Source organism: Limibacter armeniacum (assembly GCF_036880985.1).
In the GTDB taxonomy this organism is placed as follows: domain Bacteria; phylum Bacteroidota; class Bacteroidia; order Cytophagales; family Flammeovirgaceae; genus Limibacter; species Limibacter armeniacum.
On the sequence record NZ_JBAJNO010000009.1, the window covers coordinates 901,447 to 916,680 of the forward strand.

Below are 15,234 nucleotides of genomic sequence, written 5' to 3' on the forward strand. Positions count from 1 at the left end.
AGTTCATCAGTTACAGATTGCATGGAAAGGGCAACACCTATGGAGTTGTCCTTTTTTTATATCCAAAACTCTCATCTCCCTCCCCCTCTTGGCTCTGATAAAGCGCCAACCACATTCTCTAAATATCCGTTTACTTATATTTCCACTTCCAATAATTATTCATTATCATCTGAAAAATTTTATAAAATCAGACAAATAAGGATGCACTCTCCTAGTAAGTACTATTGGCTGTTGATAACCTTCAAAAGGTTGCTTAATGATGTCAGCAATCAAAAACAATATATCCGCACCCATTTGAAGCCTCAACTTGAATCGTTTTTGGTTAGTAATGACGGAAGTATTGACGAAGCTGATATCACGAAGATGTTACACTATTATGCTTTTGGTGTGCCATCTATCGTAGGAGAAGGATTCTGTACGCTGAGAGGTTTCCCTATGTCACCTACAGAAAGAGCGTGTACCACTCTCCAAGGAGCACTTACGGGTATTTATGATGACCTTTTTGATCGATATACACATTTAGATCCTGCTGTATTCCACAAGGCTTTACACAACTTGAACCTACTTCCTAAGCGTAGTTCTTTCTATCAGTTATGTCATGCCTTAATAGAGCAAATGTTGGATGCCGTACCTGACATAAATTACTTCCATTGGGCAGCAGACAAAGTCTACCAAGCTCAAGTAGAAAGTTTAAAACAACATAACTGGAACTTAACAGAAAAAGAACTGCTTGAAATCACACTTAAGAAAGGTGGGGATTCTTTACTTTTTTATAGGAGTGCCTTCGGTCATCCACTCAGTCCTGAAGAGAGAGAAGCTATTTATAGTTTAGGAGGATTGATGCAATTAGGTAATGACATTTTTGATACATATAAAGACCTGCAAGAAAGTGTTCAAACACTGATGACTAGCAATTGCGACATCCAAAAAATACGCAAGGAATTCTCATCACAACTTGATACATGTGTACAAATGTTGAATAGCCTTCCATATCCAGTAAAAAATAAGCATCAATTTATCAGAAAGCTCCTACTGGGAATCAGCAGGTGCTTTGTTTGCCTTGATCAGTTTGAAACACTTCAAAGAAAAAATAACGGCAAATTCATACCTCAAAAATTCAGCAGAAAACAACTGATTTGTGATATGGAAAAACCTCAAAACCTACTAAAATCCATGAGATATTATTTGCAATATTGTAACTTGTGACAATTTGTTTACCTATCCAAAAAGCAAACTACAAAATAACATTTGGTGGTAGTTTTTCAGCTTATCAATCATATGTATTACGCAAAGAAAATAAACAACTGTATACTGCTTCTTTTGGCGCTACTCTTACCTGCTTTGACATTGGCACAACGGAATCCTGCCATTGACAGCCTGTATTTGAAGCTTCATTATGCAGAGAAGGACTCTAATAGAGTCGAACTACTTCTTCAGATTGCCAAGTCATATGGTACCTCCAACCCTGATTCAGCACTTCATATTGCTGATGAGGCCTTAAAAGAGAGTAGTCGAATTGGCTTCCAGGGTGGTATTGCTAGAGCTTACCGTACCAGGGGTAATTGTTATTTCTTTAAAGCTGATTACCCTGAAGCATTACAGGACTATCATGAGTCCAAGCATATTTTTGAGCAGCTGAATGATACTGTAGGAATAGCGGGTTCTTTGCAGAATATTGGCAAAACCCATGAAAGGCAAAATGATATCCCAAAAGCGGAGAATGCCTACAGAACTGCCTTGCATCTACTTGACGTTAGCGGTAACAAATACGCCAAATCGTTTGCTTTTGGAAATATGGCGAACCTCTGCTTCTTTCTTCAAAAATACGACTCTGCTCTATACTACCACGACAAAGCCTTAGCCCTAAGAAAACAACTCAAAGCTAAAAACCTCATCGGGTATAGTTACAACGATATAGCCATCGTTTACTCAGCGAAAGGTGATATCGAAAAAGGCTTAGAGTATTATAGAAAAGCACACAACCTGATGGTCAAAGCCAATGAAAAATGGGGACTCGCATCTGTAAAAGAATCGATTGCGGAAACCCTTTATCGGTTAAACAACCCTGACAGTGCTCTATACTATAGCCAAGAAGCCTATAAGATAGCCAATACAATTGGTGCTAAAGACATCTTGATGAGGACTAGTGGTTTGCTATCATTCCTTTATGAAGAAAATAAGGACTACAAGAAAGCCTTAATGTTTTCTCAAATTTATCAGGAACAAAAAGACAGTATTTTCAATAGAGAAAGAGTCCGTCAGGTAGCTGAAATTACTTCAAAACTAGCAGTTGAAAAACGTGATGCAGAAAACCAACTTTTGAAAGAGCAACAACTGCATCAGAAAGCTAAACTTGCTCGACAGCACACCATGATTGTTTCAGTTGCCTGCTGCCTACTCCTGACCATTGTTTTCATGTTCTATTTCTACAAGCAAAGAAACACACAAAAGCAGGTCAATAAACTCTTATTGGAAACCAACGAAGAAATTTCGACTCAAAATCATATTCTGGAGCAGCAAAGCCTTACGATTCAACAGAAAAACAGTCAGTTGAGCAAGCTCAATGAAGATAAGAACCATCTGATCGGAATTGTAGCCCATGACTTACGAAACCCTTTAACCAGTGCACTTTCTCTCTCGGAACTCCTGAAGGATGAAGATCAAGCACTGAATGAGGAACAGCAAATCTGTATCAATAGCATCTCTCATTCGCTTAAAAGAATGGATTTCATGATTCGAAGAATTCTTGATATCAAAGCGATTGATTCGGGACATTTGAATATCAAAATGCAAAAATGTGAGATTGATTTGTTGTTAGAGGAAATTGTGGCGGGTATGGAAGTAAGAGCTACCAATAAAGCCTCTATATTACAACTTTCACTTAAGCCTGTAGAAGTTGAGATAGACAAAAACTACTTCAGGCAAGTAATGGAAAACCTGATCAGCAACGCAATCAAGTTCTCCCCTAAAAACTCTACCATTACCATTGGCATTGAATTAAATATGGAGAAGGCTCAGGTTTATGTCCAAGATCAAGGACCGGGGCTTTCTGAAGCTGACCAGCAAAAACTCTTCGGTCAATACCAAAAACTCTCGGCAAGACCAACAGGAGGAGAAGATTCTACAGGTTTAGGTTTGTCCATCGCCAAAAAATTTACTGAAGCCATGAACGGCAGTATTTGGTGTGAAAGTACACCAAACAATGGTGCTAAGTTCGTGGTTGCATTTGATGTGTTATAAATATTATTCACTAACCTAAAAACATATCTGATTTTATGAAAATCACTTATTATGGTCATTCATGTGTAGGAGTTGAAGTAGCAGGTAAACATTTGCTTTTTGACCCATTTATCACGCCAAATGAATTAGCCAAACACATTGATGTAAACAAAGTCCCTGCAGATTACATCTTGCTTTCACATGGGCATCAGGATCATGTTGCAGACGTTGAGCTGATTGCTAAAAATACAGGAGCTAAAGTCGTAGGTGTATTCGAAGTAGTGTCTTGGTTTACTGAAAAAGGCATCAAAAACGGAATGGGGATGAATACAGGAGGTATTGCAGCACTTGAAAGTGGAATCACTATCAAGATGGTAAATGCAGTCCACTCAAGCAGCCTTCCTGATGGTTCATATGGAGGTAATCCTGTTGGTTTTGTAGTGACTACTCCTGAAGGAAACTTTTATTTTGCAGGTGATACGGCATTGACTATGGACATGCAACTGATTCCGGACTATGCCAAAATTGATATTGCAATGCTGCCTATTGGTGACTTCTTTACAATGGGAGTACAGGATGCCATAACAGCTGCAAAATTCGTAAAAACAGATAAGGTGATAGGGCTACATTACAATACCTTTCCTCCTATCTCCATTGACACTGAGGCTGCTATTTCAAACTTCAAGGACGCTGACATTACACTTTCACTTCCTCAAATCGGCTTAGCTAAATCTTATTAAAAAAATGTCCCTTGGGCATTAGCATCAAGGGACATTTTTTGACTTTCTCTAAAAAAAGTTTTCTGTATTTTCTTCCGACAGTGAAAAGAAGAATGTACTACCAACTCCCTCTCTACTTTCCACCCAAATCTTGCCTTTATGTTTCCGAATAAGGTCATAACAAATAGCCAGGCCTAATCCAGTTCCATTTTCGCCATTGGTGCCATCATAACTGACTTTTTCACCCAGTTTAAAGAGCTTTTGCACAATATCATCACTCATTCCCACACCTGTGTCTTTCACATAAATACAATCACCTCCAAAACATTCACATACTCCTAGTTCAATCCTTCCTCCTTTTCTAGTAAACTTCAGTGCATTTGACACTAAATTGCGTAATACGGTTTCTACTACATCAAAATCAGCCACAATACTCTTCCCCTTTTCGAAACCATTATAAAACTGGATTTCTTTTTCACTCGCAGTCCCTTGATAAATTTCCAAAACAAATGTTGCGACATCATAAAGCACCACAGGTTTATAGACCAACCGTTCATGTTCCATCTGAAGCTTGGACCAGTTCAGAAGGTTATCTACCAAACGGTGCATTTTACGGGTAGAGTTCAGAAAATACCTCAACACGGAAGTCAACTCCTCCTTGGACATACGGTGCTCGTCCAAATCCAAAACCTCAGCCATCCCAACCATACTATTGAATGGTGATTTCAGGTCATGCGCAATAATAGAAAAGAACCTATCTTTTGATCTGTTGATCTCATGCAGTGATTCTGCCACCATTTTATGATGGGTTATATCATTGAGAATAATCGTAATACTACCCCTTGAGAAGGAAATCCTTATGTCATACCATTTATTCATTTCAGGATAGTAAAAATCAAACTTTTCACCAGTCCTTGTTTTGATAACCTGTAATAGCTTTTGATATATTGTGGTATTCACCATCTCAGGAAAACACTCCCAAATAACTTTCCCTATAAGGTCTTTACGCATTCTGCTAAATACCCTTTCCGCTACATGGTTTATATACTGAATATTCCCCTCCATATCTACCGTAAAAAAGGCTTCCGATATGCTCTCCAAGATCTGATGGAGTTTATCATTCATCTCTTCCACTACCAATTGCTGCATTACCTGCTGTGTCTCATCCACAAATACAGCAAACACTTTTTCCATTATACCATCCTCCCCCTTGATGGCTTCCAAACGACAATGGACGAACTTTCTGTTTTGCTTAGCAGTACAGATGGCATGATGTAACTCCAAACAATCTTCCTCATCTAGCTTCAGTAGATAATCAGAAAGTCTCGCTACATCATCAAGTAACAACATACTACCTAAAGTCCCCAATTCCACTTTCCCTCTCGGAACTTCAAATAACTTATAAGCCTCACTGTTCATGGAAACACGATGGTTAGACAAATCAATATCTACAATGGCTGTACGACTGATTGCAACTGCCTTGTTAAGCTGACTAGAAGTAATCATACCTTTAGTCTTATCCATTTCTTCCTCCGTAGCAATCAAAAAAAGCCATACCACATCCCCAACTGCATTGATTACCGGCTTACAACAAACCTTATAACAATCACGCCCCTCTGTCACAGTACAAGATGATGCTTCTCCTTTTAATCCAAGAGAAATACAGGCAAGCAAACTAGGAATATGCCCAAAAGCCTCAGTTGCTGACAATGCTGTCCCTTGATCTTTCAGCAAAGCTTCTCCTTGTCTAAAAATAAGCTGACCGTCCGCTTTCAGCACTGCCAATAAGCCAGTTGTGGATTGAAAAATTTCTTGAGAATGGAAAAGTATGTGTAACCCATCAAGTAAGGGCTTTAACTCGGTCTCTAGCTGTCCGGCTTTTTCGATTGGAGTTGAATGTGAAGGGGTGAATGCTTCCAATGGGTTTAAAGTGTTTAATAAATACATATTGGTATTTTAGCTTTCAAACAGCCAAACCCTTTTTATCTCCCCCTATTTTTCTGATACCTTTCGGATTCGGCAGTCTTAATAAGTTTTTTTACAAATACGCTATTAAAATATATTGATTAAGGTGTTTGTTTGAAGTATGTATTATTTTCAATGCTTTTCCTCAAGTGAGGAATTGGGTCAAATTGTAATTCTATAGCTCAAAAAACTCATTAACTGTTAATGCATTACACTCCGTTATTAGTAATTCTAAAAAGTTTTAAATAATTAAATATAAATAGTACCAAAACCCACACCCCTAAAAAGGGGTAACACTAAAGTAAACAGATATACACAAGTCCCTAACCGAATATCACTTCCCTAATAAATGAGTTAACAACCCGTTTCTATCTCGATGTAAGAAAGTGGGCATTTGTCAAACTTTATTCACCTGCTAAAAGCTCCATTTTAACCTCCAAAACAAAAGTAGCCCCGCTTCACCAAACTGACTCCCGACGTCCCCTTCAAAAGACTGTACTACTAAAAGTAAATATAGATTATCTGTAAGAGAAATATCTGTACTACCTCCCAAGTAAAAGGAATTGTCATTCAAGTTAAAAATGCTACTACCGCTTACGGTGACCAAAGGTGTTAAAGGATAACTGACTTGAGCAAAAACAGACCACTTATTGAAAGTAAGTGTACGGGGCGTCAGTGGTTCCAACAAACTAAAATCAGGCAAAAAATCCGTTGCCCCATCGGTATTCAGGATCACTTCTCCACCTATGTAAAATGAGTTTGGGAAAGTATAATCCACTCCCGTGGATGCCACAAGTGCAGGGTTCTTGTCAGCGTCTTTCATTGGATAAAAATAACTCGCTTCTCCTTTAAACCCAGCCCCACCTATCTGCCCTGACCATCCTGCTCCCATTACCCAGTCTTTTTTCATTTTACCTGCCAAAACCTGAAAATCATAAGCCCATTTGTTGAAACGGTACATCCCTGCCATTGTCATCTCATCAAACGAATCTTGGAGCGCAATTGCAAACTCTACAGAAGAAAGCATTCCTGTATATTTTCTTACTAAAATTCCATCTACGCCAGGGCGTTCTTCATAATCAAAATCAAAGAAAGTGTATGTATTGAAGATATCATTAGGGTTCCAGACCATCGTTTTACCCCAATTGATCCGTTGCCTACCCACTCTCAACTGCCATGTACCATGTGTCCAATCAAGGTAAGCCCTATCCAATATACTGTATGCAAATACAGATTCACCTACAAGATAGGTGGCATCCATATCAAGCCAATAGTCATTTTCTGTTACCAACATTTGATAATTCGGAATATCCTTGACCCCTTCTCCATAAAATATACGGTTCCGCATTTCCACTACGGCTGTCAATTCATCCGTAGCATACCACTTAAAGTTCAGTCGGTTATGGATTAAGTTATCAGTAGTCCACTCTTCCTGAACCTCCTGAAATGTAATATTCTGAAGATACTTGAGGTAACCTCCAAATGACACTTTTGGTAAACCTTCTTCCAACTCCTGTTCCTGCGCCAGTACAGAAACAGGAAACAAAAGAAGTATCCATAAAAAAGTTCGTTTCAGCATTTTAGCAAATTGTTTAGCAAACCCTTTGGGACTCTTGCAGTCTATTTCTGTTAGTGATTTATTGGACTGACATAGCCTTGATATCTTCCACTACTTTCCCGTCTTCCAGTTTGACAATTCTATGTGCCTTGTCAATCACTCTTTGGTCATGAGTAGAAAATATAAAGGTGATACCTTCTTCCTTGTTCAGCCTTTCCATAATATCAAGCAAGTCCGCTGTCGATTTGGAATCCAGATTGGCCGTTGGTTCATCAGCCAATACAAATTTCGGTTTTGGCGCCAATGCCCTTGCCACTGCCACACGCTGCTGCTGTCCGCCAGAAAGTTTGGATGGTCGACTATCCAGTTTTTCTCCCAATCCAACTTCCTGCAACAGACTGGTAGCTCTAGCTTCGCATTCCTTATCACTTCTGCCCTGTAGTTGCATCACGAACTCTACATTTTCCTTGGCAGTTAAGACTGGTAGCAAGGAATAATCCTGAAACACAAATCCAATATTATCTCTTCGGAAAGCAATCAACTCACTGGAAGGTAATTCTGTCAGGCTGATACCATCCACTTCGATCTTTCCTGAGCTTGGACTGTCAATTCCGCCCAACATATTGAGCAATGTTGTCTTGCCACAACCTGAAGGTCCTACAATAGCTGTAAACTCTCCTTTCTTGAACTCAAGATTTACTCCATTTACTGCATGTACAGGTACCTGACCTTGCATATAGGTTTTATATAAGTCTGTTACTTTTATCATCTGATTAAACTTTTAGGTTATGGTTGAATTGATTCCACTTTATAAAGTGAGCCCCACTAGGCGTGTCCCACTAGGCGTGCCCCACTAGGCGTGCCCCACTAGGCGTGCCCTCGAATAGCTTCATTGGGTTTTAAAGACAATGCCTTTCGTGCAGGGTAAATTGATGCCAGCAATGCTGTAATCACAACAAGGAAACCTATGACGATATAAAGATCATTTCCTACTTCAGGATACACCATACTGCCAAAACCGATCGCGTTGAAACCTTGTGAAAACTGAGAAAGGTCTATTCCCTTATGGTTATAGAAAGTGACCAACAAGTAACTGACTACACTACCAACCACACCACCTACTATCCCCAAGTAGACAGTCTCCAAGACAATCATCAGGAAGATACGCCAACGCGCCATGCCCACTGCCATCAATACTCCAATCTCCTGCACCCGCTCAAAAATCGCCATCAGCATGGTATTTAGAATACCGAATGCCAAAGCCACCATAATGATTCCCAATACAATCATGTTGGTGAGGACCGTTGATTCACTGAAGTAAGCCAGCTCGGGTTGCACTTCTTTCCAGCTCTGTACTTTCAGGCTTGGCAATTCCGCTTTCAGTTGTGAGACAAGCATAGGCACCTGCTCCACATCGCTGACCTTGATAGCTACTTCATGAATTTCAGGCAATACAACCAATCTTTGAAGGTCATTTCTCAGCACAAATACATTTCCCTTATCATAAGCCGTATTATTCGTCTTGAATATGCCAACAACCCTGAAAGCACCTCCCACCAATTCCCCATTGATATCCTGCATAGTCAGCACCACCTTTGAGCGAAGCTTCAACTTCATTTTTCGGGCTGTTTCGGCACTGATCAATACAGAATTCTTTTTGTGTTTTTTGAAATAATCTCCTTCCAATAACTTTTGGTGGATAATGGTCACCTTTACTTCATCCTCTGGTACTATACCATTGATCTGCACACCGGCATTCCCATTGGCAGATGCCAACATCCCTGACACGACAGTACGCTCTGAGAATGCTTCCACCTTGTTTTTCTCCAATACACCTGTCACCTGACTTTCATTAGGCAGAAAAGCCTTCAGACGTTGTTCTTCTATAAAATCAGGCGTATGAATCTGAATGTGGGAAGTTTCTGTTTCAATGGCTTCCCGAAGCCGCTGCTGAACAATTCCGTTGGACATGGCAAGCGCAAAAACACCTGCCGCTATTCCAAAGGCAATACCAAACATGATCAGAATGCTTCTTGGCTTATTACGCCATACATTCCGCCATGAGAGTTTTGCCAGCATATCTGTATTCTTAAACATAGTTATGTGTTTTAATTATAGCCTAACGGCATCTGCGGGTTTAATAAGGGTTATCTTGAAAAGTGGGTAAGCCAGACATAGCAGCATAATTGCTATCACGATAATTGCCTGCATTAGAAAGATCCCATTATCCATAGAGAAGGGTAAGATCGGTTCTACCCCCATTTTAAGCATGGCTTCTGCCGTATCTCCTGAAAGTGGTATTGGGTGGTTATGCAAGTACCATAGGAGTGGCAAACTGAAGAGAAACCCAGCAACCAATCCCAAGAAACCAATTAACAACGATTCCAATGCTACCAAGATGCCCAAAGAGGTTTTGTACATACCGACAGCCACCAATACACCAAATTCCCGTTTACGTTCCAGTGTCATCATCATGATGGTTCCGAAAATGCCAAATGCGATAACGGTATAAAGAATAAAAAGCATAATGATACCTCCGCTGCTATCAGACTCAATCATCTGTACCAGTTCTGGCTGCATATCATCCCAAGACATTACCTCAAACTCACCTCCCAATGATGCGGACAGTTCTTGCCTGATCTTACTGATCTCTCCCCTGTCATGAATATTCAATACATAAGAAGTTGCCATATTCGGCGCACCTACAAACTGCTGTGCTAAACTGATAGGCATATAAATCAACCCTTTGTCCATTTGGGGATTAGGATGCGATATAATGCCTGAGATAGGATATTTGGCAGCCGCATTCACTCCGTGATATCCTTGTCCGATCAGTACAATGGTATCCTGAAGTCCCAGTTCCAAGTAGTCTGAAAGCCCTTTTGAAATCATGACTCCCTTAGATGAATCCGTCAGGTACTGACCTTTGCTGACCTTTTCCTTTAAGTTACTGAAAGCATTTTCTGCATCTGCCGCTATTCCCATTACCATCGCTCCTCTAGTCTTGTCGATAGATGCCGTAAGTGCATAGGTTTCCAATCTTGGAAAAAGGCTTTCTACACCTTCAGCTGACTGTATCTTGTTCCTAAGCGCTGGTGTATCTTCCAGTAACCTGTTGATCGACTTATTCTCCCAATAGCCACTATCATGTACCTGCATATAGCCAGAATAGAAGTGTACAGCATTGTCAATCATCAAATCATAACTTCCCAACTGCATGGAACGCATCAGTACCGCCATCAGCACTGCAAAAAATATGGACATGGCTGTAATAATGGTTCTGCGCTTGCTGCGCCATATATTTCTCCAAGCCAGTATGATAATATGTTTGTTCATGGTTTTGGGTTTAGCGTACACGCTTCATGTTTTGCATAGAGAAAAAGCTGTCTGGAATTGGGGTATCAAACTCTGCCTCCTGATAAATCAGCACTGTCTTGTTGCCTTCCTCATCAGCAGGAATCATCTCCATCCTTGAAGGAATTTTTCGATCACCCAACTGCTTGATATCATATGCATTCATGGTATTGACCAGATAATCATCCTCATCATAATTTTCGGATTTCAGCTGCCAGTAGCCCTCCTTGCTGATCCACATAAATACCTTACTCCAAACCACGGCTGCATCCTCCTTTGGTGTCAGTTGAATTTTCCAGCAGTCATAGCCGTTCACTTTTTCTTCAGCCACAATATCATGCGTATAGTCATCCACAATAGAGGAAGCATTCAATAGGTCATCATTGGTAAAGTCAGACCCCATCCAAGACTGTGACATCATAGAAGGAGAAACCTTGATGGTCCGCTCAATGGAAGGCATCCAATTCCAAAGCTCATTACCACGTTTTAATGAACTTGTCCCCCGATCTTTGGCAGGAGCCGTAACCAATACCAAGAAGTACTCTGTTCCCTTTGACCAGCTTTTCATGGTCATGGAGCGTTTCCATTCAGGGCGGACAATGTTCATGGTCATGGTTACTTTGCTGGTCTTGCCATTCAGAAGGTCATTGGATTTTCTGATAATTTCCTTGGCATCCTGAGCATGTAACGAAATACTCAAACACAAAAGGAAGCAAATGATTAAGCTTTGTTTTTTCATATTCACTGTCTCATTAATTGGTTATATATGATCAATATCTTGAAATCAATTGGTTCAGGACCGATTCCATCGGATAAGGATTTCCCCTTTCCCAAGCCATAATGTAGTGAAACAGGATACCGTCAATAGCCCCAGCCAACACATAAGCCTCTTCCTTCGGATTTTCTATTCCCAATTCGGAAAGCATAATAACAAAGAGTTCTGTTCCCTTTTGCTCCATAGGCTTCACCAATGCTGTCACCAATGGCGACTGATGGGTTTGTAACATCAGTGAAGACAACAGCTTCCATAGTCTTGGCTGCTCTTCCACCATCTTTACTGTCATCCTGATCACCTTCTCCAGTTTTTCCTTGGCTGGCATTGGCATTTCCAAGACTGCCATCATTTCTCCCATTTCAGCCATTCCCATTTCAATGATACTCTTCAAAAGCTCATCCTTGCTCTCAAAGTAGTGATACATGGCACCTTTCGCCATTCCAGCCTCTTTGGCTATTTTACTGATTGACGTACTGTAAAAACCCTGTTCAGCAAACAGCTCCAACCCTACTTCCATCAGACGTTTTTTAGTCTGTTCTCTCATCTCTGCAAACTGCTCTTTTGTTTTCGGCATATCCTGTAATTACTTGGTTTTATACAATTATACGAATCAATTGACCAATCGGTCAATAAAAAAGAAAAAAAATAACCGTCCCTTTCGGAACGGTTGAAAATCTTAAGCTTTTTCTTCTCTGAAAATATAATAGGAATACCCCACAGGTATAAAAGCCACCACCAGTAAGACGACTATACAAAACTGCATGGCATAATTTGGAGGCAATAAAAAGCTAATGCCTAAACCTAAAACCCCTGCCCAAAACCATAATTTACCAGCCAGTCTGTGTGTTTTCTTCCAAACAGTATCACTTGCCAACGTCCAAGGCGTTCTGATGCCAATAAAAAAGTTAGGACGAATAGTGCCCATATAATTTCCCATAAGTGCTATCATCACAAACAAGACCTTACTTAAAATTCCAGCAGGACTTTTCTCTCCTATTGCAGCGTAAATAATCACACAGCAAATTACCGACATAGTCAACCCCATCAGAAGGCGGATTTTCTCATAAGTCAGCTTGAATATCTCATAGTTCTTTTTCCTTGGGTCAATCTTCCTGACAACCATCATCAACACATAAATAAATGTTGGTAGTCCTATCACCAAATAGAAAAGTTCCATTCTGTCACCATACCGATCAGCCTCTCCACTAAGGTTCCAATGTAAAGGCACTTTATCTGGAATTAACTCCCATACACCCAACAAATACAAAAGTGGGAAGATGGCTATCATTATCAATAGCAGCTCATTCTTTAATTCAGATTTCATGTCATTCTTGGGGTTTTATGTAGCAACAATATTTTTATTTTTTAAAGCCTAACAACCAGCTCATCAACTCATCCAGCACTGTCATATTCAGTGAGTAATGGATAAACTGACCATTCCTGTAGTTAACCACCAAGCCAGCCTGCTTCAACAGGGAAAGGTGGTGAGAGATACTTGGTTTGCTGATATGGAAGTGATTAGCAATTTCTCCTGCCGTCATATCTTGCTCCTTCAGCAGTTCCAAAATTTCCCTTCTTGTTTCATCATTTAAAGCCCTGAATAAATCTTTCATTATTTAGATGTTTATCTAATTGTCTAATTACGAAACTAAATCATTATAGTTATAGTTAAAAGAGATATTTTTGGTATTTTTTCAATATCTACGAACAATTATCTTAACCACTTTAGTGTAAAATGGGGGAAATCAATGTCATACTGGTCAACGATCAGGACGAAGTGATTGGCTACAAAGAAAAACTGAAAGCACACAAGGATGGAGATCTTCACAGGGCATTTTCTGTGATGGTTTTCAACAGCCAAAAACAATTGCTGCTACAAAAAAGAGCCAAAGACAAATATCATTCAGGTGGTTTATGGACCAATACCTGTTGCAGTCATCCGTCACCTGATGAGGAAAATATGGTAGTATCAGCTCAGCAAAGACTTCAGGAAGAAATGGGGTTTTCCTGTGACTTGGAGCTACTTTATCATTTTATTTACAGAACCGAGTTCAACAACGGATTGGTTGAGTATGAATTGGATCATGTTCTTTGGGGAACTTATGACAAGGAGCCAAAGCCTAATCCATCTGAAGCCGAAACCTATGAGTGGGTTACGTGGGATAAGCTTATAGCAAGAATAGCAGACCAACCTGAGACTTTTACCAGTTGGTTCAAGATTATTGTTGGCAAGATAGAAGAAGACACTGTCCTTAAAAGACGGATTTTTGGATAAAATAAAAGCGGAAGATTTTTAAGGTCTTCCGCTTTTTTATTAGATCAGCTCGTAATTCAAACGTGCTGCAATAATCTTCTCAATGTAGCTCTTCAGTGCCGGCACCTTGATTTTCTCAAGTACATCACCAGCGAAGGCAAACATCAGCAAAGCTCTCGCTTTCTCTTCTGATATACCTCTAGCTCTCAGGTAGAACAAAGGATCTTCATCCAAAGCACCAACTGTACAGCCATGAGAACAACTCACATCATCTGCCCAAATTTCCAGCTGTGGTTTAGTGTCCACATTGGCATGCTCTGAAAGCAGAATGTTTTTGTTTGATTGGAAGGCATTTGTTTTCTGCGCTCCTTCTCTCACGTAGATCTTACCGTTGAATACACCAGTAGAATTCCCATCCAACAAGCCCTTGTAAAGCTCGTTTGAGTATGAGTTAGGCTTTTGGTGGTCAACAGTAGTATGATTATCTGCATGTGACTTACCATCCAAGAAGTAAAGACCATTCATGTAAGCTTCACAGTGCTCACCCAAATCGATATTCAGGTTATTGCGAATCATCTTACCTCCTGTAGTGATTGTCGTATTGCTGTAATTGCTATTGTCAGCCTGCTTTGTATGAGAAGTCGATACATGGAATGCATTTTCTCCTTCAGTCTGAATCTTGTAATGATCGACAACGGCACGTGTCTCCACTACGATCTCAGTTACTGCATTTACAAAGCCAGTATTTTCACCAATTGTAATGCTGTTTTCAATCAACGTAGCTTGTGCATTTTCCTCCACCACAATCAGGTTACGAGGTTGTGCAATTACATCGCCAGCTGTTGTATCTACCACATTCAGGATAAATACAGGCAACTCCAGCACCTTACTTCTTGGTACGTGAACAAAAACCCCATCAGCAGCCAAAGCTGTGTTCAGCGCTGTGAAAGGCTGCTCTTCCTGAACTGCGTACTTGCCAAAGTGAGTTGCTACCAGCTGAGCATTGTTTTCAGCAGCTGCACTCAATGTGCTAACTACAACCTTATCCTGCTCAACAATATTTGACAGCGCCTCGTTGTATTGACCATTTACAAATACAAGCTTGTTCGCTTCAAGACCTTCAATCTGTGCTTCAGCAAGCTGTGCTTCTGTGACAGTGCCTTGCAGGTCAAAATTGAACGCCTTTGATACCAGTTTCTTTACGTTGGTATATTTCCACTCCTCGTCTTTAGTAGAAGGGAAATCAACAGAAGCCAACACTTCTGCAGCTGCCTTTCTAGCTGCTTGCAAAGGTGACTGCCCTTCCGCTGATGTTATTTCAAAATGCTTAAGTGCATCACTTTTCAGTGCTGCATCGGCATATACTTTATTCATGCTTATTGAGTAGTTT

The 15,234-nt window shown here is 40.2% G+C and carries 14 protein-coding genes; 4 read left to right on the forward strand and 10 right to left on the reverse strand.

Annotated elements, in window-relative coordinates; genetic code table 11:
• Nucleotides 1-21 precede the first annotated feature (21 nt).
• The 3 genes from V6R21_RS21495 to V6R21_RS21505 all read left to right on the forward strand — a co-directional run bounded on the left by V6R21_RS21495 (nucleotide 22) and on the right by V6R21_RS21505 (nucleotide 3,959).
• Nucleotides 22-1,206, forward strand: a complete 1,185-nt coding sequence (locus V6R21_RS21495) for a class 1 isoprenoid biosynthesis enzyme (RefSeq protein ID WP_334245599.1) — start codon at nucleotides 22-24, stop codon at nucleotides 1,204-1,206.
• A 72-nt stretch (nucleotides 1,207-1,278) separates the two neighbouring features.
• Nucleotides 1,279-3,240, forward strand: coding sequence for a tetratricopeptide repeat-containing sensor histidine kinase (locus V6R21_RS21500; protein WP_334245600.1), 1,962 nt, complete (start codon nucleotides 1,279-1,281; stop codon nucleotides 3,238-3,240).
• Nucleotides 3,241-3,275: 35 nt separating this feature from the next.
• Nucleotides 3,276-3,959 carry a metal-dependent hydrolase gene (locus V6R21_RS21505; RefSeq protein ID WP_334245601.1) on the forward strand — a complete coding sequence of 228 codons (684 nt, stop codon included), beginning with the start codon at nucleotides 3,276-3,278 and terminating at the stop codon, nucleotides 3,957-3,959.
• 48 nt (nucleotides 3,960-4,007) lie between these two features.
• On the opposite strand, the gene V6R21_RS21510 is transcribed toward V6R21_RS21505, so the two are convergent.
• The 9 genes from V6R21_RS21510 to V6R21_RS21550 form a co-directional block, all read right to left on the reverse strand.
• Nucleotides 4,008-5,885 (reverse strand): sensor histidine kinase, encoded by a 1,878-nt coding sequence (locus V6R21_RS21510; protein WP_334245602.1) that lies wholly within the window; start codon nucleotides 5,883-5,885, stop codon nucleotides 4,008-4,010.
• A 433-nt stretch (nucleotides 5,886-6,318) separates the two neighbouring features.
• Nucleotides 6,319-7,482 carry a hypothetical protein gene (locus V6R21_RS21515; protein WP_334245603.1) on the reverse strand — a complete coding sequence of 388 codons (1,164 nt, stop codon included), beginning with the start codon at nucleotides 7,480-7,482 and terminating at the stop codon, nucleotides 6,319-6,321.
• Nucleotides 7,483-7,540: 58 nt separating this feature from the next.
• Nucleotides 7,541-8,230: an ABC transporter ATP-binding protein gene (locus V6R21_RS21520; RefSeq protein ID WP_334245604.1), complete on the reverse strand. Its 690-nt coding sequence runs from the start codon at nucleotides 8,228-8,230 to the stop codon at nucleotides 7,541-7,543.
• Nucleotides 8,231-8,328: 98 nt separating this feature from the next.
• A complete protein-coding gene (locus V6R21_RS21525; protein ID WP_334245605.1) occupies nucleotides 8,329-9,558 on the reverse strand; it encodes an ABC transporter permease in 1,230 nt (409 codons plus the stop codon).
• A 15-nt stretch (nucleotides 9,559-9,573) separates the two neighbouring features.
• Nucleotides 9,574-10,797 carry an ABC transporter permease gene (locus tag V6R21_RS21530; protein WP_334245606.1) on the reverse strand — a complete coding sequence of 408 codons (1,224 nt, stop codon included), beginning with the start codon at nucleotides 10,795-10,797 and terminating at the stop codon, nucleotides 9,574-9,576.
• Nucleotides 10,798-10,807: 10 nt separating this feature from the next.
• Nucleotides 10,808-11,554 (reverse strand): outer membrane lipoprotein-sorting protein, encoded by a 747-nt coding sequence (locus V6R21_RS21535; RefSeq protein WP_334245607.1) that lies wholly within the window; start codon nucleotides 11,552-11,554, stop codon nucleotides 10,808-10,810.
• A gap of 31 nt (nucleotides 11,555-11,585) precedes the next feature.
• Nucleotides 11,586-12,164, reverse strand: coding sequence for a TetR/AcrR family transcriptional regulator (locus V6R21_RS21540; protein ID WP_334245608.1), 579 nt, complete (start codon nucleotides 12,162-12,164; stop codon nucleotides 11,586-11,588).
• Nucleotides 12,165-12,266: 102 nt separating this feature from the next.
• Nucleotides 12,267-12,914, reverse strand: coding sequence for an SdpI family protein (locus tag V6R21_RS21545; protein WP_334245609.1), 648 nt, complete (start codon nucleotides 12,912-12,914; stop codon nucleotides 12,267-12,269).
• Nucleotides 12,915-12,948: 34 nt separating this feature from the next.
• Nucleotides 12,949-13,203, reverse strand: a complete 255-nt coding sequence (locus V6R21_RS21550) for an autorepressor SdpR family transcription factor (protein WP_334245610.1) — start codon at nucleotides 13,201-13,203, stop codon at nucleotides 12,949-12,951.
• A 122-nt stretch (nucleotides 13,204-13,325) separates the two neighbouring features.
• Here V6R21_RS21550 and idi point away from each other — a divergent pair, with 122 nt between their 5' ends.
• Complete coding sequence (idi, locus tag V6R21_RS21555; protein ID WP_334245611.1) at nucleotides 13,326-13,865, forward strand: isopentenyl-diphosphate Delta-isomerase; 540 nt, start codon at nucleotides 13,326-13,328, stop codon at nucleotides 13,863-13,865.
• Nucleotides 13,866-13,904: 39 nt separating this feature from the next.
• Here the strand turns inward: idi and sufD are convergent, their stop codons facing one another.
• Nucleotides 13,905-15,218, reverse strand: coding sequence for a Fe-S cluster assembly protein SufD (gene sufD, locus V6R21_RS21560; RefSeq protein WP_334245612.1), 1,314 nt, complete (start codon nucleotides 15,216-15,218; stop codon nucleotides 13,905-13,907).
• Between the last annotated feature and the right edge of the window lie 16 nt (nucleotides 15,219-15,234).